Raw genomic sequence first — 22305 nt, forward strand, 5'->3', positions numbered from 1 at the left:
AAATAGCGAAAAAACAGATAAGTTTGCTGAAAAACAAGCCAATAAGCTCATTCTCTCAGCAAACGCGCATTTTTAGTGTTTTTCTACTTTGACAAACGCCACCACCCTCGCTATTATTCGCCTCGTTCACACGATTCCTCTGTAGTTCAGTCGGTAGAACGGCGGACTGTTAATCCGTATGTCACTGGTTCGAGTCCAGTCAGAGGAGCCATATTAAAGAAACCCGCTTAGGAAACTAAGCGGGTTTTTTGCTTTTGTTTTTTGATGCGAGGCTAAGAGCGAACTGAGTGACATGTTAAGTTCGACTACCATCAAGGAGTTCAACCCGGCCCGTCACTCCCTGCCGCCAACAGTGGCACCACCACGTCGCTGATGGGCGTAGGAATACCCTGTAAGCGGCCATAACGCTGTATCACGCCGTTACGGATATCCCACTCCAGTGGGCGGTTGGCCTGACGATCGGCGAGAATGGAAGTGCCCAGATCCGCAGGAGCATGATGAAAGCCGTCAACGATCTCGTGCGGAACGTTATCGCTCAAAACGGCACCTTCCGCTCGCGCTACCGTCAGACACTCACGCAGATATGCCAGTGCCAATTCAGTAATATCCACACGTGAGAACATCCCGGCACGACGATTAGCCAGCACCATCAGACCTGCGACCGCATTCTGCAATAATTTGCGCCAGGCGATGGAGAGAAAATCGGCTGACAGCTCAACCGCGCACCGTGTACCGCTGAGCACATCAGCTACCCGTTTTGCCTGCGGTACATCCGGCAGCGTCAGACGTGGTTTAGCACGCAGCCAGACTGAAGCATCCGGCTCGCGCTGTGCCGGAAACCACACGACCGAAGGTAGTACCTTTGCCCCCTTGACTAAGGGTTCCAGCCGCGCTTTCTGTTCGACGCCATTTTGCAGCGCACATACCACCGTGTTTTCATCACACAGCGCGGCCAGCCAGTTGGCGCTGTCTGTGATCTGAGTGGTTTTCACTGCCAGAAACACCAGATCGAACGGTTGGCTGATGGCCGCCGGATGGATCAATACCGGCCCCGGCACTGCAATTTCACCATCATCGTGACGCAAAATTAACTGTGGATGCGCGGTGCGCCCGCAAAGGACTGGTGTGCGGTCAACCTCATGTAGTACAGCAGCGATAGTGCTACCGATAGCCCCCGGGCCAATAAGAGCAATCGTAGGATGGTCAGACATTTTGTATTCTCCTGAATAGATTAACCCATCATCTACCTGCCGGTGATAATCACCGGGCACACCAGCATTCTTCTCAACGGTAACTAAGTTGTGCTTATTGTGATTCAGCCTGACGCCTGGTTGAATCAGGTTCAATGTCAGGAGATCAATTTACACCTGATATCATCATTTATTTAACGGTATTGCTTATTTAACGGTATTGCTTATTTAACGACATTGTTTATTTAACGACATTGTTCCAATTCAACGGCCTCTCGAACCTTCGCAAGTGCTTTGCGTAAATTATCGATAGTGACCGAACCAAGAGCAATTCTGATGGCTTGAGGCGTGGTTAGCGAAGTGCTGAAAGGCGCTGCTGTAGAAACAGAAATATTGTTGTCCATCAGGTTTTTTACGACACGATCAGCTCTTGACTCGTCGGGAAGGGGAAGCCAGGCAAAGTAGGAACTCGGATTGGTTATGCAGGGGATATTGCCTAACATCTCTCTCAACACCGCTTGTCGCTGGCGAGCATCACGCCTTTTAAGTGTTTCAAGACGGGCCACGGTTCCATCCTGTATCCAGTGGCATACCAGAGCTGTCATTACAGAAGGGGTGTTCCATGTTGTTGCTCGCACCGCCCTTTCCAGTGCAAAACGATAAGCGTCAGGACAGACAACGGCTCCCACCCGAAGCCCGGTTGCCACATTCTTTGAATACCCGGAGACATAAACAGTGCGTTCTGGCGCATAAAACGCAATCGGCGGTGGCGGCCTGCGTATCAGGTAGGCGTATGCTGCATCTTCAATAATCAAGAGATCATAAGTCCTGGCGATGGCTACCAGTTCTTTGCGTTGGCTATGAGTCAGTACCCAGCCCAGTGGATTATGCAGTGTAGGCATGACATACACTGCGCGAACATGCCTTTTTTGACAAAGCTGCCTTAGCGCAATTAAATCCGGGCCACCAGCCAGAGATGGAATAGCGATAAGTTCAAGATGGTACAGTTCAGCCAGCGCTTTAAATCCCGGATAGGTGAGTGCATCCACGGCCACGACATCTCCTGGCCGCAGTAGCCCCATTGCCGTAATGGCCAGTCCGTGCTGTGCGCCATTAACAATAATCACCTGGTCTGCTGTCGGCTCAAACCCCTGACAGGAAAGGTGCCCGGCAATAATTTCCCGCTCAGCCAACCTGCCGGCATGAGGCTGATAGCGCAAATACGATTCTATATCACCGACGGTGGATATCTGCCGGAGCACATCGCGCAACAACTCCCCCTGCCCGGGTAAAGAGGGATAGTTGAAATTAAGGTCAAGCACATCCGTGGCCACAGCATGTTGGTTAACCCCATGGCCGTGAGGCAGTGATATCTCCCTGACAAATGTCCCCCGCCCCGTCTCGCCACTGACCAGACCCATGGCCGCGAGTTCACTATATACCCGTGTTGCTGTAGCCAGAGATATGTGCTCCTGCGTCGAGAGATCTCTGTGAGTTGGCAAGCGAGTACCGGACGAAATTTCTCCGTTTCGAATCATATCCGCCATCTTATCAACAATGGTTTTATAGCGCGCTTTCATCAAATGTATCCATGACAATAATTTGATTGTATTAGATTGGTGAGGCTACCATCCACCCGATAAATGCTCAAGCCTGTGGCGAAATGTATAACGTGAGGTCAATGTGGTTAATTCGGTGGTACATAAAGCGGGCTCCAGCTCGATTTCCGGCTGGCTTAATGGTTTGCTAGGTGTCATTATTTTCAGCGGTTCGTTGCCTGCTACCCGTGTGGCAGTGCTTGATATGAACCCTTTTTTCCTGACATTCCTGAGAGCATCCATTGCCGGGGTACTGGCCATTATGCTTATTTTCGTATTTCGCGAAAAACGCCCGCATGTCTCACAAATCATGTCGCTTATCATCGTGTCATTAGGCGTTGTCATTGGTTTCCCGCTGCTGACCGCCATGGCTCTGCAACATGTGACCTCCGCTCACTCAATCGTTTTTCTGGGGCTTCTGCCGCTAACGACCGCTATTTTTGGGGTTCTCCGTGGTGGCGAACGTCCAAAGAGGGCCTTTTGGATCTTCTCGGTGATAGGCAGCATGCTGGTGATGAGTTTCGCGCTATCGCAAAACGCGTCAGTTTCGCTGACAGGTGATCTGCTGATGCTGGTGGCCGTCATTGCCTGTGGCCTGGGATACGCCGAAGGCGCAAAACTGACCCGCGTGTTGGGAGGCTGGCAAGTTATCAGTTGGGCGTTGATTATTTCTCTGCCTTTGATGTTGGTGGCATCCTGCATCACGATGCCTGCAACTTTCAGTAACATAGGGACTTCAGCCTGGGTGGCGCTGGGATATGTCTCTCTCTTTAGTATGCTGATTGGCTTTATTTTCTGGTACAAGGGGCTGGCGATTGGCGGTATCGCCAGCGTCGGCCAGCTACAACTTTTACAACCATTTTTGGGGCTGGGTTTGTCAGCCACATTGCTACATGAAACAGTCAGCTCCCTCATGGTTTTCATCACGCTGGGTGTCATTCTGTGTGTTATCGGTTCCCGCCAATTTGCCCGATGAAAGCCCCTGATTGTCAGAGCCAGCAGGTCGTAGACAGTCAGTGCAGTCGTATGACCGTGGCCGCCATGCCAGCCAGCACCTACACGTTGCCCCACTTTCCATGTTGATGCGGCTGGGTCGTTTTTCTCCACAATGCCGACCACTTCATATCCCGGAATTCGTATAAAGGAAGGTGACATCCCTTAGCTTACCTTTGCATCGCCGTGACATTCACCACAGGCTTCAACGCGGATCAATACCTGCCCTTCTTGCGGTTCGGGGATCTCTATTTTAACGAGGGTCATAGGTTCACCCTTTGCCTGAACCTGGATCGCTTTCATTTTTGCCATATACCGGTTTCTCCGCTATTACGTGTATTGAACAGACGGCCAGATAGGAAATTCACCAAATGGCCGATGTGACACACATTTTAGGGAGTTGTTTTAATCGAGACTTGCCCGAAACAATGAAAAAAAGACACGATTCTTTTTAGAGAAGCCGGCTTAAGCAACTAAACGGGCTTTTTGCATTTCAGATACGATGAACACGGATCTCTCATGTTCCTGTCAGCGCTCATGGGTCAATGGCTGATAACGATTTTCCCCACATGCTGGCGTGAATCAAAGTGCCGCCAGGCCTGTTTAGCGTCGGCGAACGGGAAGGTACTATCAATGACTGGCATGATTTGATGTTGTACCAGCACGCGGTTCATCTGTTCAAAATCCTCACGTGAGCCAACATTTATCACCCGAAAACGGGCTGAACTGTTAAACAAGCTGAAAAAATCGATTGCCACTGCATCGTGAGCCACAAATCCGATCAGCGCCAACTCACCGCCAATACAGATAGAGCGAATGGACTGATTCAGCGTGCCCGGCCCGCCAACTTCGACCACTCGATTCACACCAAGCCCTGCCGTCAGGCGCAGCACTTCATGGCTCCATTCAGGGTGTTGAACATAGCTGATAACCTCATCGGCACCCAGCGCTTTCAGCTGTGCAGCTTTAGTTTCGCTGGACGTCGTGGCAATGACCCGCGCCCCCATGGCTTTTGCCAGTTGGATAGCAAACAGCGAAACGCCACCAGAACCCAGAGTTAACACGGTCTCACCCGCTTTAACTGGCCGGTCGCCATTAAGTGCCGACCATGCAGTGACTGCGGCACAGGGAAGCGTTGCACCCTGCTCAAAGCTGAGATAATCAGGTAACGCTAGCAATGACTCTTCGCTAACCACTTTATATTCTGTCAGCCAGCCATCGCGATCACTGCCGTAAAGTTCAGCACGCCCTGAAGCCTGAAAAGCGCCACCAAACCAGCGTGGCATAAAGGTATTCACTACCCGATCGCCCACCTTGAAGCGCTCGACCCGCGGACCAATTTGGATAACCTCACCGGCCGCATCGGATAGTGGGATATGCCCAGGGTGAGACGGCAAGGTGTATTGCCCATTCATAATGGCCAGGTCGCGATAATTAAGTGACGTAGCGCGTATTTGAACTAACACTTCTCGTGCCCCAGGTTCTGGCATCTCTTCCTGACAAAGCGCTAAGTGGTCAAGATGACCAAATTGTTTGAAACGATAACTCTGCATAGTGGTATTTCCTATCGTGATAAATGTAATGCTGGAGGCACAGTAAATTGCGATCCGTTTTCTGGTCACTCTTGCGGTAGAAAAGAGCGGCAAAGCAACGATTACGAAATTCTAGACAAGGCCGATTAATGAAACTAGATTGATAAATTGAATCTTAAATTCCGAATATGAAATCATGTTGGATGAATTAGCACTGTTTGTAAGTATTGTAGAAATGGGAAGTTTGCGGGCGGCGGCGGAAAAAGCCGCGATTCCACCGTCGACCCTGACGCGCCGCTTGCAGAAGCTGGAACAACATCTGGGTTGCCGTCTGCTACACCGCAGCGCACGGCGCATGACGCCGACCAGTGAAGGCTGGCAATACTACGAACAATGTCGCCCGCTGGTGCACTCGTTACAGCAAGCAACAGCGAAACTCGATATTACGCTTCATCAGGTCAGCGGCCTGATCCGAGTGCTGGCACCGGCAGATTTAGCTAATGACAATCTGGCTCCCGCCTGGATGTCATTTTTGACGCGATATCCACAAGTCCAGCTTGAGCTGGAACTGAACAATTACACACAAGATTTGATTGGTAGCGGCGCTGATGTGGCGATCCGCGTAGGCGCTCAGCCAGATTCATTACTCAATATGCGAAAACTGGGGCAAAGCAAGGAAATAGTGTTGGTCGCCTCGCCTGATTATCTCGCAAAGCACGGCATACCTGAATCCTTGGATGAACTACGATTATGTGATTTGGTGGTCAGCGCGCCGTTATCGACCTGGGCACTGCAACACCGCCAGAGTGGAGAAACCGCGCGCTGGCAACCACAGGGGAAGTTTTGTGTTAACGGCGTTTATCTGGCGCTACAAGCAGCACAGGCAGGATTAGGTATCCTATTTTGTCCAATCAGTTTGTGTCATAACTCACTACGGCGCGGCGAACTCATACAGGTATTACCCGAATGGCAAGGTGCCTCGCGCGAAATTTACGCCGTATGGTCGCAGCAACGCTATGTTCCTGCCAGAGTGCGGGCTTTAATTGAGCATCTGGCAGATTTTTGTCAGCAAGATCCACTGTTGATAACGTGAAATATCAATTAACAATGACAATTCTTATCTCGCGGGTGCCTTGATTCAAGGCATCTACTCAAAAAGTTTAAATAACTGTCATAGGACATATGTTATTTCTATTTCTTTTTTTGTTCTAACTCTAGACAATTTACTGCTTTGACTTTAATTGTTAGCTCTAATATAAAAACAAAAACATTATCTCATTGTCTATTGAGATTATAAAAAGAGTTAACAATGAATTTCAGTGAAATTTACCGGCACGATCGGCAGGGAATTATCGTACTTACTTTATCGATAGCGATTTTTATCGTTTTTGTCTTCTTCTTACCCCGTTTTTTATCCACGGATAATCTGGTTAATTTAGTTCGAAGCGTCACACTTCTCGGCATTCTCGCCGTGGCAATGGGGATGATTGTTATTGGTCGCGGCATCGATCTCTCATTAATATCAGTTATGGCGATCTCTACCGCCTGGCTATTGAATATGCTTAATCAGCAGGTTTCACTTGCTGTTGCATTGCCATTAACCCTGCTGGCGGTGGTTGCTATCGGCATGGTGAATGGTCTGCTCATTGCCTACGCGGAGATTCCGGCTCTGTTCGCCACTTTGGCTACTGGCATTTTGATCTACGGCATCGGTCGGTCACAATTGATAAGCCAGGATGTTATCTATTTGCCAAAATCTCAGCATACCATTGTGGAACTGGGCGAGGCTGCACTCGGCCCCGTTCCATTGGAGATAGTGCTGTTTTTCGTGCTGGCGGTGCTGATAGCCTTATTGCTCCGATTTTTTAAGTATGGTCGTTATCTCTATTTAATGGGCGATAATTTACAGGCGGCACGCAATATCGGCATTCCAATTCGTCCACTTATTACCTTGCAATATATCGTTTCTGCGCTGGTGGCATTTATTGCCGGTCTGGTGATTGTTGCCAGTTTGCACTCCATTAACACCCGTATTATTCACTCCACACTACTGTATGACGTGATATTAGTGGTGGTCGTAGGTGGAATAGGTTTATCAGGTGGAAAAGGCGGCATGCGTAATGTTATTTATGGCACTCTCTTTATTGGGCTGTTAATAAATGGTTTAACCATTCTCGATATTTCCGACCTCTATCAAAATTTGATCAAAGCCAGTTTCCTTTTAATTGCCCTGATTATCGACGGGGTCATTAACCCTCGTGATGAGCAAACCGATCAACAGGGCGACATCTGAGTCATCATTTATTCACCACAGGGTAGCGAACATGAAAAAATGGCAGAAAGTGGTCGTGCTGGGTTTAGCACTCAGCGTATGGGGTGGTAGTGCGTTTGGTCGCAACGATTCCGGCCCCACCAGCGTTGCCGAGCATTTCAAAGATAAGACGGTGGTACTGATCCCAATGGCAATGGGCATGGACTTGTCGCAAGGTTGGGCGCACTACATCGGCAACTCGCTAAAAGCAGAAGGTATTCACTTTGAAACACGTGATCCCAACTGGAAACCAGACGACGGTGCAGAAGCACTGACCGACGCAATTAACCGCAAGGTCGCTGCGGTTATCGTGCAATCACCCGATCTACAATCCTATTCGCGCCTTTATAATCGAGCGCAGCAAGCAGGGATTTATGTCATTCAAGTGGATAACCCGAGTAACTTCTCTTCAGATGCTTTTGTCGGCAGCAACTGGGCCACCGTGGGCCAGCTAGAAGCGCAGGCGGTCGTTAGCGGTTGTGGGTCCAATTCAACCCAAAAAATCGGTGTCATTCAGGGCGATCAAGTTAACGCCTCTAGCCTTGATCAATGGGCGGGTTTGCAGGAAGAGCTGAAAAAACATCCGGGCTTTGAAGTCGTTGCTGCGCCCTACTCCAACTGGGACGAAACCACGGCACGTAACGTCACTAGTACGCTGATCCAACAGCATCCTGATGTATGCGGCATCGTTGATTTCTGGTCCACCACCGCACAAGGCACTGGTGCGGCCATCCGCGATGCGGGTAAAACCGGCAAAATCTTTCTCGCCACAACCGGTGGCGGCGAACAGGCCGACTGCGACCGCCTCAGCAATGGCGTGATTGATGCGCTGGTATCTACCGATGTACCTAATCAATCGCGCGATATCAGTACGCTGGTGAAATATCTGCTGCAAAGCGGAATACAAGCAGGCAGCGCTAAAACCTGGATTTACACGCCGGAATCCATCACCACACGCGCTGACTTAAAACCTGGCACCTGCTGGTCTCTGAAAGCCAACGCAGCAGCCTAATCACTCCTGATCAGCCGTGCGCGGCTGATCACTTCATTTATCGGGTCACTCACCATGTCTATGCGCGAACGGGCGGCACGACTCCGCTACAATATCATTCCCAGTTATCTCATCGGTGAACTCCTGACCAAGCGCTGGATCGACAATGCAATTCCGCTGTTATTTTTACTGATTCTGCTACCGGTACTCGGCCATTTTTTACCTGGTTTTTTCACTCTTTCTAGCCTGAGCGACACCTCACGGCAGTGGGGTGAATTTGCTCTGGTGGTGATGGGGATGAGCATTGTGATGCTCGGCGGCGGTATCGACCTTAGCGTTGGCGCTATCTTTGCCCTCAGTGCCTTTACTGCCGTTTCGGCCAACTCTCTGCTGGGGTTACCGCTGTGGCAATCGCTACTGCTGACGTTGGCGGTTGGTGTACTGGCCGGCGCCTTTAATGGCCTGTTGATTGGTTATTTGCGGCTACGGGCTTTTCTGACCACACTGGTCAGTTTTATCCTCCTGCGCACATTGTTCGATATCTTAGTGGTGAAATACGCCTCACAAATTCAACAGTCGCCAGTGAACAATCCGCAGTGGAATTTTATCGGTGAAGAGGGTATCGGGCCACTGCCAGCCAGTTTTGTGCTGGCAATATTGGTGGCCATCGGCCTGCATCTGCTGCTCAGCCGCATGCGCCTCGGTTGGCATATTCAGGCAGTGGGGGGCTCGCGGCGCTCAGCATGGAACTCCGGCATTGCCGTGCGCCGCACCGTGTTTATCACCTATGTGCTCTCCGGTATGTGCTGCGGGTTGGCGGGTTTTTTACTCGCCACACGTATGGGAGGTGTAGGCCCAGGAACCGGATTAGGGCTGGAGATCATGGCGCTGACTGCAGGTGTTGTCGGCGGCAATAGCCTCGGTGGCGGACGTGGCTCAATCATGAAAGGCATACTCGGCGCTATCATTGTTTTGCTGCTAACTAATGGATTAATCCGCCTCGGGCTGCCCAGCGGTAGTACCCAAATGGTGCTGGGTGTGGTACTGATTGCCGCCGTCTTTCTTGATATCCGCTGGCTGAAGAACCGCCACAAAGTACTGGCGAATGTCTATGTGGCACCGATTTATACCCGCATGGGCAAAACGCTGTCAGCAGAACCGGCAGCGCAATCGGCCTGGTCACTGAACGATAAACTGGCTGACACTGAATTTATTGGACTGGGCGAGTTGGAGGGACCGGAAGATGTGATTCTCGATAACAATGACAATCTCTACTGCGGCACGCGTCACGGCGAGATCATCCGTTTCTTCGCGCCCGATTATCAACGCTCTGAGGTTTTCACCCATATCGGCGGTTTTCCCTTAGGTTTGGCACTGGATAAAGACCAATCGCTAAAAATCTGTGTCGGCGCAATGGGACTGTATTCTGTGGCAAACGATCGCGCAGTAACGCAACTTTCCACTCAAACCCGTCGTTCGTGGCTGTCTGTGGTGGATGATGCGCGACTGCGTGACCCCAACGATTGTGATATCGCACCGGATGGCCGGGTATTCTTTACCGATTCCACCACGCGCTATGACGCGCACGAATGGGCGCTGGATAGCATCGAAAGCCGCCCAACCGGTCGCCTGCTCTGCTACTCACCCGATAGCGGTAAAACTGAAACACTGCTCAGTGGCCTGCACTACACCAACGGCGTCTGTATTGCCCACGATGGGCTATCACTATTTTTGGCTGAATCCTGGGCATGCTGCGTCCACCGCTACTGGTTCGACGGGCCGAAAAAAGGGCAACTGGAGTGTGTTATCCGCGATATGCCAGGCTATCCCGATAACATCAATCGCGCATCGGACGGCCGTTACTGGATGGCATGGCTCGGCATGCGCACCCCCACTTTCGATCTAGCATTGCGTCATCCGGGGATGCGGCGGCGCATGACCCGGCGGCTGGTACAAGATGAATGGCTGTTCCCCAACATCAATACTGGCGGAGTAGTGAAATTCAGTGAGCAAGGCGAGATTCATGATGTGTTGGGTAACTTGGGCGGCATGAGTCATCCGATGGTCACATCAATGCGCGAACACAAAGGATACCTCTACGTTGGTGGCATCTTGAATAACCGTATTGGCCGCTACCGTTTGCCCAACGCTGATCCTAACTGGACGGGCTATCACTCTTACTGGGGGAGCGTCGCATGAGCCGTTTTTCATTGCTTGATCTTTTTCGCGGTAAAGCACTGACTATTCCCCCACTGGATGGGCCATTGCAACCAAACAACGCACTGGATGATGCTACCATCTGGCTGGCAACGTCACAGCCCGATAATTTAACCGCCGACGGTGAACAGGTACTGTTCTCCAGCGGCAACCAGTTATTGCAGTTAGCTAAGGCGCCGCACAGCGCACCAGCTCTGCGGTGGCAATTTTCGCAGCCGATTGTCAGTATCGCCGCACGCCCTGGTGGCGGATTGGCATTGGCATTAGCAGATGACTCATTATGGCTGTGGCAGGACGGAGCGCCGCAACCATTAATATGCCCGCATGATGCCGTGCGCTGTATCACCGCCATGTTGTTTCTGGATAGACAACAACTGGTGCTGAGCATCGGCTCAGGGCGACTACCAACCACCGAGTGGTCGCGCGATCTACTGCTAAAACATCAGGAAGGCTCGGTGTGGCTATGGGATCTCAGCAACCAACAAGCGCGCTGTCTGGCTGACGGGCTGGGCTACCCACAAGGGATTGCCCATGGTTCTCAGGCCAATACCCTGCTGGTGACGGAAAGTTGGCGTCACCGGGTGATAGAGCTAACACTTACCCGCCCTAGTGTCCGCGTAGTGCTTGACCAGTTGCCTGCTTATCCCTCACGCATTGTCGCCAGCCACGACGGCAGCGGCTATTGGCTGAGTTGCTTTGCCCCACGCAACCGGCTGGTCGAGTTTGTTTTACAAGAGAAAGCCTATCGGCTGGCGATGCTGGCTGAAGTGCCACCAGAATTCTGGATTGCGCCCGCTTATGCATCCGGCCACAGTTTTCTTGAGCCGCTTCAGTGCGGAGCGGTCAAAACTATGGGGGTGCACAAGCCTTGGTCACCTAGCCGCTCGTGGGGGCTGGTGATACGGCTGAATAAACAGGGGCAGCCGATTGCCAGTTATCACAGCCGTGCCGATGGACAACGACACGGTGTAAACAGCGTACTCGATACCGGCGATGCACTGTGGGTGGCATCACGCGGCGGCAATGTGCTGATTAATTTGCACCAGGAGACACACCATGCATGAGCTACTGACATTAGATAATATCAGTAAGCGTTATCACGGCGCGCAGGCGCTGGACGATGTGAGTTTTAGCTTACGCGCCGGTGAAGTCCACGCGCTGCTCGGTGAGAACGGTGCGGGGAAATCAACACTCAGCAAAATCATGGCGGGGGTGGTTACACCGGAGCAGGGGGAACTTCGCTGGGAAGGTCGCACCGTCAGTTTCACCTCCCCCGCCGAGTCGCGTAAACAGGGTATTGCCATGGTCTTTCAGGAGACGAGTCTAATCCCGTCGATGACCGTGGCACAAAACATCTGGCTGGGTGATGAGAAAACCTTTAACCGCCTACGTAGTGTCTATATTGCTGCACAGCAATTCCTGCAAACCCTTAATTTCCCTGTTGACCCTACAGTGCAAGTGGCCACTTTGGGCGCGGCAAAACGGCAAATGGTAGAGATTGCCCGCGCAGTGCGCCTGCAAGCCAAAGTGATCATTTTCGATGAGCCGACCGCCACATTAACGCCAGAGGAGAAACGACACTTTTTCGCCCTTATTCGCCGCTTACAGAAACAAGGCATCACGCTGGTATTTATCAGTCATGCTATTGAAGAGGCACTGCAACTAGCGGATCGCATCACTATTCTGCGCGACGGCAAGCATGTTATTACCGACGACGCTCAGGCCTTTAGCCGCGAAAGTATTATTGCCCATATGATCGGAAGAACGACAGAGAATGTCCCAGTAGTAACGACGCGCACACCGCGGCCAGCGGGGCAGAAAATCCTCAGCGTACAGGATCTTTCACGTGGCAATGTGGTGCGTAATAACGCGTTTTCTCTTTATTGCGGCCAAATCACCGGCATTTTTGGTCTGGTGGGTTCGGGACGTACCGAAACGGCACGTATTATTGCGGGCATCGATAAACGAGACTTCTCGCGCGGCGGCACGATTGAACTCAATGGACAGCCAGTACGCTATCGTGTACCACGTCAGGCGATGAAAGATGGCATCGTCTATGTGACCGAAGACCGTAAATCAGACGGATTTTTTGAAACAGCAACCGTTGCTGAGAATCTCTATGCCGGATTGCTGGCCTCCAACCTACACCATTCACCGCTGGTTAGCCGAAAGGCGCAATCGGCGCTGGCAGAACAGTGGCGACAGCGACTTAACATTCGCGCCCTCAACCCACTGGAGCCGGTGGTAGCGCTGTCAGGCGGCAATCAGCAAAAAGTGGTGATCGGCAAAAGTCTGGTACAGCAGCCGCGCTTAATCATTTTTGATGAACCTACACGCGGTGTAGATGTTGGCGCGATCAACGAAATTCACCAGTTGATTAACCAGTTGGCGGATGACGGCCTGGCGGTGGTAGTTATCTCTTCTTATCTGCCCGAGATTCTGGCGCTGTCTGATCGCATTTTGGTGTCACGCCAAGGCCGAATCGTTGAAGAGTTTGCTGCCGACCAAGCCGATGAAACAAAAATCATGTATGCCGCAGTGCATTAAGCGACCAAACAACGGGAGAGCCAATATGGCCTTAGTAAATTATATTGATGAAGCTCAGGCAGAACCGCGCGTTAAAGCGATCTTTGATGACATTAAACAGACACGACAGGTCGAGACGATTAACAATTTTTGGCTGGCGCTGGCTAATGATCCTGCGGCACTGGAACGCACCTGGTCGAGCCTGAAAGCGATAATGTCCCCCGACGGGGAGTTAGACGCGTTAACCAAAGAGCTGATTTACGTGGCTGTTTCGATCACCAATGGCTGTGATTACTGCACAGTATCGCACCTGGCATCCGCGCGCAAAGCTGGGCTGACAGTAGGCCAGCGCAATGAGCTGCTGGCAATAGTCGGCATGGCAAATGAAACCAACCGGCTAGTGAAAGGATACCAGGTAGATATCGATCCGGCACTGCACAGTTACGCTGCTGGATTATAAATTCGAGTACGGGTTCCGAGTGCTGACAAGCTGACGAACCCGCGCCCTTGCATTAAATTTCCCTTTTACCTGATATAAATACTCGTCTAATTTTCGTTATGTCATTCAGAGATAATCCGATAACGCTCCGCAGCATGTTCCTGAGCAAAACTCGGCAACATTGCTTGCCGTGTAACCTGATAATCTTCCCACTGCGCGACATCATGCAGCGGAGGAATGGTCACCGGCTCACGGCGATCAAAGCCCACTAATGCGGCATCCACCAATTCCCCTACCTCCATCAGCGCCGAAACAGTGTTGATATCGGTGCCCGAACGCTGCCAAATTTCGGTCCGTGTGGCGGCAGGCAATACTGCCTGAACATAAACACCTTGAGGTGCGAGTTCAAGACTGAGCCCTTGAGAAAGAAACAGCACAAATGCTTTGGTTGCACCATAAACCGTCAAACCAAACTCTGGCGCCAGGCCGACGACCGAACCAATATTGATGATTGCCCCCTCACCTGCTGCTGCCAGCCGTGGCGCAACAGCACTAGCAAGCCGCGCGAGAGCCGTAGTGTTAAGGGTAATAATCCGCTCAATATCATCCGTGGCCTGCTCAATAAAACTTCCGCTAATGTTCATACCTGCATTGTTCACGAGGATCCCGATACGATTATCATCGCGTAACCGTGTTTCCACGGCAGCAAGCTCGTCGGGCTGCGTCAGGTCAGCCGGTAAGACGTCAACAGTGATGCCATTGTCCTGACGAAGTTGGGCGGCCAATGTTTCTAATCGCGCACCATCGCGAGCGACCAAAACCAGGTCATGTCCGCGACGTGCGAAACGTTCAGCATAAGTGGCACCAATACCGGATGACGCACCTGTAATAAGAACCGCGGGGATCGTATTCATGAAATTTGCTCTCTTATGGATAATTTATAGATGACGGTCATCATCTATTATTGATATTATGATCGGTATCATCTAAGTGTCAACGGGGATTCACTTGCAGGAATAGATTATGTATTGATGAGAAGCGACATCTATTGATGCGTTGGCATGGCATACTCTATGATGCTGCCTGTTCAATTAGGAGAAATGTATGGCCCGGGTATCAAAGCAGCAAATGGCACTCAATCGCGAGGCAATCGTCGAGACGTCTTCGCAACTCTTCCGTGCTCGGGGTTTGAATGGTGTCAGTGTCAACGATTTAATGGCTGCGGTCGGTTTGACTCATGGCGGATTCTACGGGCACTTTGCTTCTAAAGATGAACTGGCGGCGATTGCCAGCCGCAAAGCACTCGATGAGTCCAGCGCCCGCTGGCAAGAAATCAGCAGCGAGCCAGACCAGAATAACCTGCGCACACTGGTAGAGTTTTATCTCTCACCGCCCCACCGTGACCATGCCGAAAATGGTTGTGCCATTACAGCATTAGCCAGTGATGTGGCACGTGAGAATAATGATAATCCAGTATGTGAGGTCTATCTTAGCGGGGTGAAATCCATGCTGGCGAGATTAGAGTCCGTCTCTAATATAGAAGATCCCGAACAGCGCAGACAGCATGCACTGGCGCAGTTTGCGATGATGTCAGGTGCATTAACACTGGCGCGCGCGACCGCCGGGAATAAATTATCGGATGATTTTCTTGATGCGGCTAAAAATGCCTTACTGAGAGAAGAGTCATAATTTAACCCTCACATATTAGCAGCAGCCCCTTCCTACTCACTAACAGGCAAGGGCTACTCCCCGAAGATAATGCTCAAGGCTACGGGTTCAAGACTTTCTTTGAGTCCAACGCACTGTGAATAGCGGCTTCCAATTCGTTAGCTTCAAATTTCGCTACATAGGCGTCAGCACCCACTTTACGCACGTGGTCTTCGTTTGCACTACCCGATAATGAGGAGTGGATAATCACCGGAATATTCTTCAGGAATTCATCCCGCTTAATATTCAGTGTCAGAGTAAAGCCATCCATCTCCGGCATTTCTAAATCAGTTAATACAAATGAAATTTTATCCGAAACCGGACGGCCTTCCGCTCTTGCCTCATCAGCTATCTTTTTGATTTTATTCCACGCTTCCAAACCGGTGATATGCATAGCGGCAGGAATATCCATCATCTTCAAGGCTTGTTCCAGCATGGAGCGAGCGACTTTTGAGTCTTCTGCCACAATAGCGACTGCCCCCGGTTTCAAATCAAAGGCTTTGGTCTTCTCGCTATCAATTTGAACATTGCGGTTAGCCGGAATAATGTCATATAAAATCTGCTCAACATCCAAGACCAACGCCAGGCGGTTACTGGCTTTATCGTTGTCGAGACGTGCAATACTGGTGATATTACGGCTCTTGACACCCGCATCAGCCGCCAGTACCTGACTCCATTCCAAACGGACAATATCGTCAACAGATTCCACCGCAAATGCCTGAGTACTGCGGGCATATTCGGTCACCAACAGAATGTTTAATCCGGTTTTGGGTACACAACCGACAATCGCCGGAAGATCAATCACGGGAATGATTTCCCCACGAATATTCGCCATGCCCATCATCGGTGAAGCCATACCTGCCGCTTTGGTTAAAGTTGGCATCGGGACTATTTCACGTAATTTAAACACGTTAATGCCGTACAGCTCCGATTGTTGCTCCTCTTGGGATTCCCCCAAACGGAACAGCAACAGCTCAAATCTGTTGGAGGAGGTGAGATTTGTTCTCTCCTCTATCTCTTTTTGAAAATTATCCATGCTTCCCCGATACCTTTTTCCAATGGAGGAACTTATCTCCTTATCATTATCGGCACCAGGCGGAGAATGCTTAATAATTCGACTTAAGAATAATTCTTTAACCATTTATTGGATGCCAATCACCTGTTAGGCTGCTGACTATAGTGATTTTATTATTCATCCAGATTAAGGAACGACTATGTCCGCGAGTTCGCCGGTATCAATACACCCAGAGCATCTGCCGATAAGAGTTAATGCTGCCATTGATCAGGCGCTCGCTGAGCAACGTCTGGTGGGCGCGGTCGTCATTATCGCCCTTAACGGTGAGATACATTTCTGCCGCGCGGCAGGATTAGCTGAGCGCGAGACTGCGCGCCCGATGACGGTTGACACGCTATTCCGCCTGGCATCTATCAGTAAACCCATTGTTTCCACTGCGGCGATGGTATTGGTTGCACAAGGCAAACTTGAGCTTGATGGCGATATTCGTCGTTGGCTGCCGGGTTTTCAGCCACGGCTCGCATCGGGGGAATTAGCTGATATTACGGTGCGTCAATTACTCAGCCATACGGCCGGTTTAGGCTATCGCTTTTCTGAAGCCGATGACGATGGCCCCTATGCCCGCGCCGGGGTATCCGATGGTATGGATAAATCAGAAATAACCTTGCATGAGAATTTGCGTCGATTAGCGACGATACCACTGCACTTCGCACCGGGAACATCCTGGCGTTATTCTCTGGCGATTGATGTTATTGGCGCGGTTATTGAGCAAGTCTGCGGGCAGCCATTGAATCAAGCCATTCGCGCGTTAGTGACCGGGCCATTGCAGATGAATGATACCGATTTTTTCACCCGAGATATTGGCCGTTTAGCCACGCCCTATGTTAATGACCTCCCAGCACCGCGACTGCTACAAGAAGATGAATGCGTTGCTTTTTCGCCCGAGGAAATTGGTGTGCGGTTTTCTCCCGCCCGCGTACTCAACGCGCAATCTTTCCCTTCAGGTGGTGCGGGTATGGTGGGTAGCGCCAGTGACCTGTTACGTTTATTAGAAACACTGCGTCAAGGTGGTGCACCGCTACTTCCTGCCGCATTAGTTGATGAAATGGGGCGAGATCAAACGGGCGGCATTCCCCTTCCAGATGCGCCTGGTATAGGTTTTGGTTTAGGGTTTTCCGTACTGAGAAATCCGCTTGAAGCGGCTTCACCAGAATCTATCGGCACATGGAGTTGGGGCGGGGTTTATGGGCATTCCTGGTTTGTCGACCCACTACAGAAGCTAAGTGTGGTCGCACTGACTAATACTTTATATGAGGGAATGTCCGGGCAATTCGTCAATGATCTGCGCGATGCAATTTATGCTTCCCGATAAAAACGAAAAGAATGGAACAATAGCAAAATAGTACAAATCCCCCTGCGAATAGCTGGGGGATTAAAATCAAATTAATTGGCGTAAATAATTTTATCTGAATAAAGCGCTTCAATTGCTTGCTTATGGGAATTCTTCTTTTTATCGGTGACGATAATATCGATATCGTTGATGTCACTTATTTTCATTAGCCCACTTTGACCAAATTTACTGGTATCACATAAAATTACTTTCTGCCTGCCCATTGCCAGCATTTTCTTGGCAATACGTCCTTCATCGAGATTTTTCACCATCACGCCAAAATCACTGTCTATACCGCCAACACCCACAAAACTAAAATCGGTGTGAATGTCATTCATTTGTTCAATTGTTTGAATACCTAAATTAGCCTTATAAATATGGTTATATTCGCCACCCAACACATGCACAATTGCCATATTATTTTTACTTTTTATTTGATCGGCAATTAAAGATGAATTGGTGAAAACAGTAAATTTCACTAACGGCAAGAATGAAGAAAAAATAAGTGTAGTGGTACAAGAGTCAATAAATAAACTATCATTTTCAGTGACCAGTGAAGCCGCATATTGACCAATCAGCATTTTCTCCTGGCGATTTAAATCCATTCTTTGAGCAAAACTGCCCTCTTGTATATTCTGAACTTTTATTGCACCGCCGTGGACTTTGGTGACCTCACCACTCTTTTCCAAATAGGAAAGATCTCTGCGGATCGTTTCAGATGTCACACCCAATTCCTCGGAAAGACCAATAACAGAAACCTCACCAAGGCTATCCAGCTTTTCCAAAATAAACTGTTTACGTTTGATCTGATTCATAAGAATAGCGGCCCGAAGCTGTGCGATACATTTAGAGCCTATTTTATTAGGCTATTTTACTTGCCATTCTACGCAATAATTTTATGAAACAAAAGGCGATTCCGTCACAGTGGCCAGAGTTGATTAATGGCAAAAGCAACTCCGTGGTGATTGTTATCCTGACTCACTTTGTCCGCGCAAGATTTGACGAAATCACTGGCATTACCCATTGCTACACCAACGGCTGAAAACTGAAACATACTGATATCATTTTCCTGATCGCCTATACTGACCACCGATTGAGAGCCAATATTTAAATGCCGTGATAAATAATGCAATGCTTCCCCCTTCGTAATGCCCTGTCTCATTATTTCGTAATAATGACGACTGGTCTTACTGAGTGAGTATTGACGATGAAATCTCTCGTCTATTTTATTAGCGACATTATCAATAAAATCAGTCGAACCAACAATAGAGACTTTGACGATATCATCTCGTTGAATAATGTCTTTAGGTTCAACAAAGGCCAATTCCATCGCAAAGAGTTGAGACTCATAGCGCGTATAATCACTGATACTCTTCAAACTGGATATCATATTATCGCGGGTGAAAAAATGATATTGAAACTCATTTTCAGCAAGCATGTTTATCACATTTTTTACATCCAGTCGATGCAATGGCATAAAACGAATATCTTTTTTATCAACAGCATCATATATCCATGCACCATTAAACGAAATAAAGTAACGAATTAAATATTCTAATTCAGTATTGCGGATAACAGCTGCAATAGCCATAACTGGCCGGGCTGAACATAAAACAACTGTGCCATGCTGATGAATAACACGCTTTACCGCATTAATATTCTGAGCTGATATTTGGTTTTGCTGATTGAGTAAAGTGCCATCAAGATCAAGGGCCAGTAACTTATACATACTTTAGCTCCAATAAAAAGGGAGAAAATATTATTACTAATACATTCTCCCTCCAGGCTAACATCATACCATCAGTGAGTAATAAACCGCGATACAACATCCTTAGCTGCATTGCAGACAACATTATCAATAGCGGTGCCCACGACCAGAATATTGACCCCGGTATCTTTAAATGCTTTCGCATTTTCCAGATTAATACCGCCTTCGGCTAATGTGGGCACTGAAACTGCACCGACCAAGGCCAGAAGTCGTTGTTTAATAACCTCAGGAATATCGCCAGCGCTAACCCCTTCGTAGCTCATGCCGGTCATTAAACCAATCATATCGACCCCTAACTCTTCCATTTTTTTAGCCACTTCAGCGACATCAGCTGGAGTTTCAGCTGCAATACCGAAGGTGTGTAAATCGCTTGGGTGACCAATATAAGCATCCACTGTCAGGCCATATTTATGGGCTAAATCGACCAGTTCCTTTAAATCTTCAAAGCTGGATTTATGGGTATGCAAACCGTCAGCACCTGATTGAGCAATCAATAAAATATCCTGTTCAGTTACCGGCGTGGGTACAGTTTCTGTAAAGCCTCCGGCAATCCCGACAGTAATAAAAATATCATCCGCCACCACATTACGTACACCCTGCACTGCTTCTGCCATTTGCCCGATAGTTATCTCATGGCGAATGCGCTCTGCGGCATGCATATTCGTCACACCATTATGGCCACGCGCTAATGCCAATGCCGGGTGATTCGGTTCTAACAATTTAACACCAGAATCGCATACTGCTTTCGCTAAGCGAGCGTCATCTCCGGTTATTCCAGTACTCAGAATAGTTTGACCGCCATGTAACGTAATTGCGTTTCGTACTTTATCCATAGCGACGGATCGTTTCTTACTCATATCAGCGTTGAACATATTTACCTCTACTTGATTTATATAAAACTGCTTTTTTAATTGTTAACTCTTAGCCGAAATCCCTGGTGTTGGTGATTCGGGTACTGCCTTTTTAATTGCTACAAATTTGTTGGCTAATAGGGTGATGACACAAGTCAACACTAACGTTACCGCCATCACTATCGCCATATAGAAAGCGTTATTTGATAAGAATGGTGAAGCGAAAGCAGGGACATAAGCCACGCCTTTAATATTTAATAATCCCAACAACATTCCACCGACACCGGCTGAGAATATCGCGCCAGCAAAGACGACTTTATTAGAGAACATGAATGGATAAGCTGATTCGACAAACGTCCCGAAACCTAAGTTAATTAACAACCCCGGAGCAGCAACAGCGGCCTCACTTTTTTCTCGTGGCGCAATCACGTTTGCCAGATTAATACCTGCCGCCACCATAACCAGCCCAACCATATCGACAGCACCGAGGAAACTGACGCCGGACTTTTCCATTTCCAGTAACACCAATGGCAATATAACTGCGTGATAGACTCCGCCCAGAATGGCCGGCCAAATCACCAATCCTGCCAGTAATCCGGCCAGTATTGGGCTGAAGGCTAGAGTGGCTTCGATGGCCAGTTTGATATAGTCACCGGCGGCCAAAGCCAATGGGCTGAGCAGGTAATACATCACTAAACCAGAAAATAAACCGGACAAACCACCCGCCACGATATTGATTGTCGTCATGGGGAATTGCCATTTCAGACACAATCCGAACAGATAGCGCACCATAATACCCGCGCCGATCCCGCCCAAAATACCGCCGATTAATCCCCCTTCAACCGATAGCACACCAGCAACTACCCCCGCCACAATCGATACTTCATCCAGCTCGGAAACCTGTTTAGCCGCAATAACTGCGACAATCACCGGCAGCCCTTTGAGCAACAGTTCAAAGATGGCATTCAGTGATTGCAGCCCTGGGATATGGCTGAGTGCTAACACAATGGCCATTGCGATAAAGCCGGGTAAGGCTGGGATCATGATGCTGCGAATATTGATTCTTTTTAGCAGACTCTTATCGCTGCCCGGCAGCGTGGCATCGCCACTACCCAAGACCGGGGTATATTTTATCTGCCAGTATTTGCATAACGAGGCGGTAAAAGAGATAGCCCGGGTACGGCTATTGGTGCCGGTGGTCCCAGAAGTGGCAATGACATTTGCGCCTTTGGAGGTGATAATCGCCATTGAGGTGCCGCCGGTGCCCACGATAGGAACTTTCTTTTCGATCGCCGCCAGGATAGCTTCTTTATTACTGCGGTCAGGATCAGCACTCATGATGATGATGCCATCAATAGCACCAGCACGGATTTGTGCCGCAATAGCTGCATCCGAGGATTTTACCGCGTCATTCACCTCTGACAGTTTTCCCTGGAAACTAATCTGGGGTTTATCCTTTTCTTCGGCGATTATTGAATACACTGCAGCGGCTGTGGTCGGTTTTGCCACATCCATCGATTCTTCTGCTGCAATAAATTGCACCGCACTGACACCTAACCCCGCAGAGTGAAGCTGGGTATAGATTTCTTGTAAAAGTCTTTCGGGGTATGCACCACCGAGATTGAACAGATTTCCCCCACTGCTTCCGAGTATTGCTACATTTTTCATGTCGGGCCTCAAAAGATAAGAAATGTTAGAAAGTGTTATTATGTTTTTAACTGCAATTCACAATCACAGAAACAACAATTCAAAGCAACACAAAACAACATTGCAATAC

General features: G+C 49.4%; 20 protein-coding genes and 1 tRNA gene. 11 read left to right on the plus strand and 10 right to left on the minus strand.

The window, feature by feature from the left end:
- The first annotated feature begins 135 nt into the window (after positions 1-135).
- Positions 136-211: transfer RNA gene (locus FTB31_RS07585), tRNA-Asn, on the plus strand.
- A gap of 109 nt (positions 212-320) precedes the next feature.
- Here the strand turns inward: FTB31_RS07585 and FTB31_RS07590 are convergent.
- Both FTB31_RS07590 and FTB31_RS07595 read right to left on the minus strand, forming a co-directional pair.
- The gene (locus FTB31_RS07590; protein WP_050075301.1) at positions 321-1211 is read right to left on the minus strand and encodes an oxidoreductase; all 891 of its coding nucleotides are present in this window, start codon (positions 1209-1211) and stop codon (positions 321-323) included.
- Positions 1212-1435: 224 nt separating this feature from the next.
- Complete coding sequence (locus FTB31_RS07595) at positions 1436-2770, minus strand: aminotransferase-like domain-containing protein (protein ID WP_227719520.1); 1335 nt, start codon at positions 2768-2770, stop codon at positions 1436-1438.
- A gap of 103 nt (positions 2771-2873) precedes the next feature.
- On the opposite strand from FTB31_RS07595, the gene FTB31_RS07600 reads away from it, so the two are divergent.
- Entirely contained in the window at positions 2874-3764 is an 891-nt protein-coding gene (locus FTB31_RS07600; RefSeq protein WP_050075299.1) for a DMT family transporter, read from the plus strand.
- Between the two features lie 182 nt (positions 3765-3946).
- Here FTB31_RS07600 and FTB31_RS07605 read toward each other — a convergent pair whose 3' ends face one another.
- Both FTB31_RS07605 and FTB31_RS07610 read right to left on the minus strand, forming a co-directional pair.
- On the minus strand, positions 3947-4093 hold the full coding sequence (locus tag FTB31_RS07605) for a hypothetical protein (RefSeq protein ID WP_227725937.1): 147 nt from the start codon (positions 4091-4093) through the stop codon (positions 3947-3949).
- A gap of 230 nt (positions 4094-4323) precedes the next feature.
- On the minus strand, positions 4324-5334 hold the full coding sequence (locus FTB31_RS07610; protein ID WP_077293761.1) for a zinc-dependent alcohol dehydrogenase family protein: 1011 nt from the start codon (positions 5332-5334) through the stop codon (positions 4324-4326).
- A 175-nt stretch (positions 5335-5509) separates the two neighbouring features.
- On the opposite strand from FTB31_RS07610, the gene FTB31_RS07615 reads away from it, so the two are divergent.
- From FTB31_RS07615 to FTB31_RS07645, 7 genes are all read left to right on the plus strand, one after another.
- Positions 5510-6406 (plus strand): LysR family transcriptional regulator, encoded by an 897-nt coding sequence (locus FTB31_RS07615; protein WP_077174899.1) that lies wholly within the window; start codon positions 5510-5512, stop codon positions 6404-6406.
- A gap of 216 nt (positions 6407-6622) precedes the next feature.
- Entirely contained in the window at positions 6623-7606 is a 984-nt protein-coding gene (locus FTB31_RS07620; RefSeq protein ID WP_077174898.1) for an ABC transporter permease, read from the plus strand.
- A gap of 31 nt (positions 7607-7637) precedes the next feature.
- Positions 7638-8636, plus strand: a complete 999-nt coding sequence (locus tag FTB31_RS07625; protein WP_077174897.1) for a sugar ABC transporter substrate-binding protein — start codon at positions 7638-7640, stop codon at positions 8634-8636.
- A 54-nt stretch (positions 8637-8690) separates the two neighbouring features.
- On the plus strand, positions 8691-10814 hold the full coding sequence (locus FTB31_RS07630) for an ABC transporter permease (protein ID WP_077174896.1): 2124 nt from the start codon (positions 8691-8693) through the stop codon (positions 10812-10814).
- On the plus strand, positions 10811-11896 hold the full coding sequence (locus FTB31_RS07635) for an SMP-30/gluconolactonase/LRE family protein (protein ID WP_077174895.1): 1086 nt from the start codon (positions 10811-10813) through the stop codon (positions 11894-11896). Before FTB31_RS07630 ends, FTB31_RS07635 begins: the two co-directional genes overlap by 4 nt.
- Positions 11889-13379, plus strand: a complete 1491-nt coding sequence (locus FTB31_RS07640; RefSeq protein WP_227721699.1) for a sugar ABC transporter ATP-binding protein — start codon at positions 11889-11891, stop codon at positions 13377-13379. The genes FTB31_RS07635 and FTB31_RS07640 overlap by 8 nt, the downstream gene beginning before the upstream one ends.
- Positions 13380-13404: 25 nt before the next feature.
- Positions 13405-13818, plus strand: coding sequence for a carboxymuconolactone decarboxylase family protein (locus FTB31_RS07645; RefSeq protein ID WP_077174894.1), 414 nt, complete (start codon positions 13405-13407; stop codon positions 13816-13818).
- A 101-nt stretch (positions 13819-13919) separates the two neighbouring features.
- Here FTB31_RS07645 and FTB31_RS07650 read toward each other — a convergent pair whose 3' ends face one another.
- Complete coding sequence (locus FTB31_RS07650; protein WP_227719523.1) at positions 13920-14711, minus strand: SDR family NAD(P)-dependent oxidoreductase; 792 nt, start codon at positions 14709-14711, stop codon at positions 13920-13922.
- Positions 14712-14901: 190 nt separating this feature from the next.
- Here FTB31_RS07650 and FTB31_RS07655 point away from each other — a divergent pair, with 190 nt between their 5' ends.
- Positions 14902-15486 carry a TetR/AcrR family transcriptional regulator gene (locus FTB31_RS07655; protein WP_227721697.1) on the plus strand — a complete coding sequence of 195 codons (585 nt, stop codon included), beginning with the start codon at positions 14902-14904 and terminating at the stop codon, positions 15484-15486.
- Between the two features lie 79 nt (positions 15487-15565).
- Here FTB31_RS07655 and FTB31_RS07660 read toward each other — a convergent pair whose 3' ends face one another.
- Positions 15566-16540 (minus strand): chemotaxis protein, encoded by a 975-nt coding sequence (locus FTB31_RS07660; RefSeq protein WP_050075289.1) that lies wholly within the window; start codon positions 16538-16540, stop codon positions 15566-15568.
- A gap of 178 nt (positions 16541-16718) precedes the next feature.
- Between FTB31_RS07660 and FTB31_RS07665 the strand changes: the two genes are divergently transcribed.
- Positions 16719-17891, plus strand: coding sequence for a serine hydrolase domain-containing protein (locus FTB31_RS07665; protein ID WP_227731256.1), 1173 nt, complete (start codon positions 16719-16721; stop codon positions 17889-17891).
- 71 nt (positions 17892-17962) lie between these two features.
- On the opposite strand, the gene FTB31_RS07670 is transcribed toward FTB31_RS07665, so the two are convergent.
- The 4 genes from FTB31_RS07670 to FTB31_RS07685 form a co-directional block, all read right to left on the minus strand.
- On the minus strand, positions 17963-18724 hold the full coding sequence (locus FTB31_RS07670; protein ID WP_227731257.1) for a DeoR/GlpR family DNA-binding transcription regulator: 762 nt from the start codon (positions 18722-18724) through the stop codon (positions 17963-17965).
- 104 nt (positions 18725-18828) lie between these two features.
- The gene (locus FTB31_RS07675; RefSeq protein WP_227719524.1) at positions 18829-19638 is read right to left on the minus strand and encodes a Cof-type HAD-IIB family hydrolase; all 810 of its coding nucleotides are present in this window, start codon (positions 19636-19638) and stop codon (positions 18829-18831) included.
- Positions 19639-19709: 71 nt separating this feature from the next.
- Positions 19710-20549: a histidine biosynthesis protein gene (locus FTB31_RS07680; RefSeq protein ID WP_050075285.1), complete on the minus strand. Its 840-nt coding sequence runs from the start codon at positions 20547-20549 to the stop codon at positions 19710-19712.
- 42 nt (positions 20550-20591) lie between these two features.
- Entirely contained in the window at positions 20592-22196 is a 1605-nt protein-coding gene (locus tag FTB31_RS07685) for a PTS sugar transporter (protein WP_227731258.1), read from the minus strand.
- Positions 22197-22305 lie beyond the last annotated feature (109 nt).

The sequence above is a fragment of the Yersinia proxima genome (assembly GCF_902170785.1).
GTDB classification, from domain to species: Bacteria; Pseudomonadota; Gammaproteobacteria; order Enterobacterales; family Enterobacteriaceae; genus Yersinia; species Yersinia proxima.

Bases quoted from the DNA above. Each gene is read 5' to 3' on its own strand.
- FTB31_RS07620 (WP_077174898.1), top strand. From the start codon at position 6,623: ATGAATTTCAGTGAAATTTACCGGCACGATCGGCAGGGAATTATCGTA.
- FTB31_RS07590 (WP_050075301.1), bottom strand. From the start codon at position 1,211: ATGTCTGACCATCCTACGATTGCTCTTATTGGCCCGGGGGCTATCGGT.
- FTB31_RS07605 (WP_227725937.1), bottom strand. From the start codon at position 4,093: ATGGCAAAAATGAAAGCGATCCAGGTTCAGGCAAAGGGTGAACCTATG.
- FTB31_RS07665 (WP_227731256.1), top strand. From the start codon at position 16,719: ATGTCCGCGAGTTCGCCGGTATCAATACACCCAGAGCATCTGCCGATA.
- FTB31_RS07610 (WP_077293761.1), bottom strand. From the start codon at position 5,334: ATGCAGAGTTATCGTTTCAAACAATTTGGTCATCTTGACCACTTAGCG.
- FTB31_RS07680 (WP_050075285.1), bottom strand. From the start codon at position 20,549: ATGTTCAACGCTGATATGAGTAAGAAACGATCCGTCGCTATGGATAAA.
- FTB31_RS07660 (WP_050075289.1), bottom strand. From the start codon at position 16,540: ATGGATAATTTTCAAAAAGAGATAGAGGAGAGAACAAATCTCACCTCC.
- FTB31_RS07625 (WP_077174897.1), top strand. From the start codon at position 7,638: ATGAAAAAATGGCAGAAAGTGGTCGTGCTGGGTTTAGCACTCAGCGTA.
- FTB31_RS07670 (WP_227731257.1), bottom strand. From the start codon at position 18,724: ATGAATCAGATCAAACGTAAACAGTTTATTTTGGAAAAGCTGGATAGC.
- FTB31_RS07635 (WP_077174895.1), top strand. From the start codon at position 10,811: ATGAGCCGTTTTTCATTGCTTGATCTTTTTCGCGGTAAAGCACTGACT.
- FTB31_RS07675 (WP_227719524.1), bottom strand. From the start codon at position 19,638: ATGTATAAGTTACTGGCCCTTGATCTTGATGGCACTTTACTCAATCAG.
- FTB31_RS07630 (WP_077174896.1), top strand. From the start codon at position 8,691: ATGTCTATGCGCGAACGGGCGGCACGACTCCGCTACAATATCATTCCC.
- FTB31_RS07595 (WP_227719520.1), bottom strand. From the start codon at position 2,770: ATGAAAGCGCGCTATAAAACCATTGTTGATAAGATGGCGGATATGATT.
- FTB31_RS07645 (WP_077174894.1), top strand. From the start codon at position 13,405: ATGGCCTTAGTAAATTATATTGATGAAGCTCAGGCAGAACCGCGCGTT.
- FTB31_RS07655 (WP_227721697.1), top strand. From the start codon at position 14,902: ATGGCCCGGGTATCAAAGCAGCAAATGGCACTCAATCGCGAGGCAATC.
- FTB31_RS07685 (WP_227731258.1), bottom strand. From the start codon at position 22,196: ATGAAAAATGTAGCAATACTCGGAAGCAGTGGGGGAAATCTGTTCAAT.
- FTB31_RS07650 (WP_227719523.1), bottom strand. From the start codon at position 14,711: ATGAATACGATCCCCGCGGTTCTTATTACAGGTGCGTCATCCGGTATT.
- FTB31_RS07615 (WP_077174899.1), top strand. From the start codon at position 5,510: ATGTTGGATGAATTAGCACTGTTTGTAAGTATTGTAGAAATGGGAAGT.
- FTB31_RS07640 (WP_227721699.1), top strand. From the start codon at position 11,889: ATGCATGAGCTACTGACATTAGATAATATCAGTAAGCGTTATCACGGC.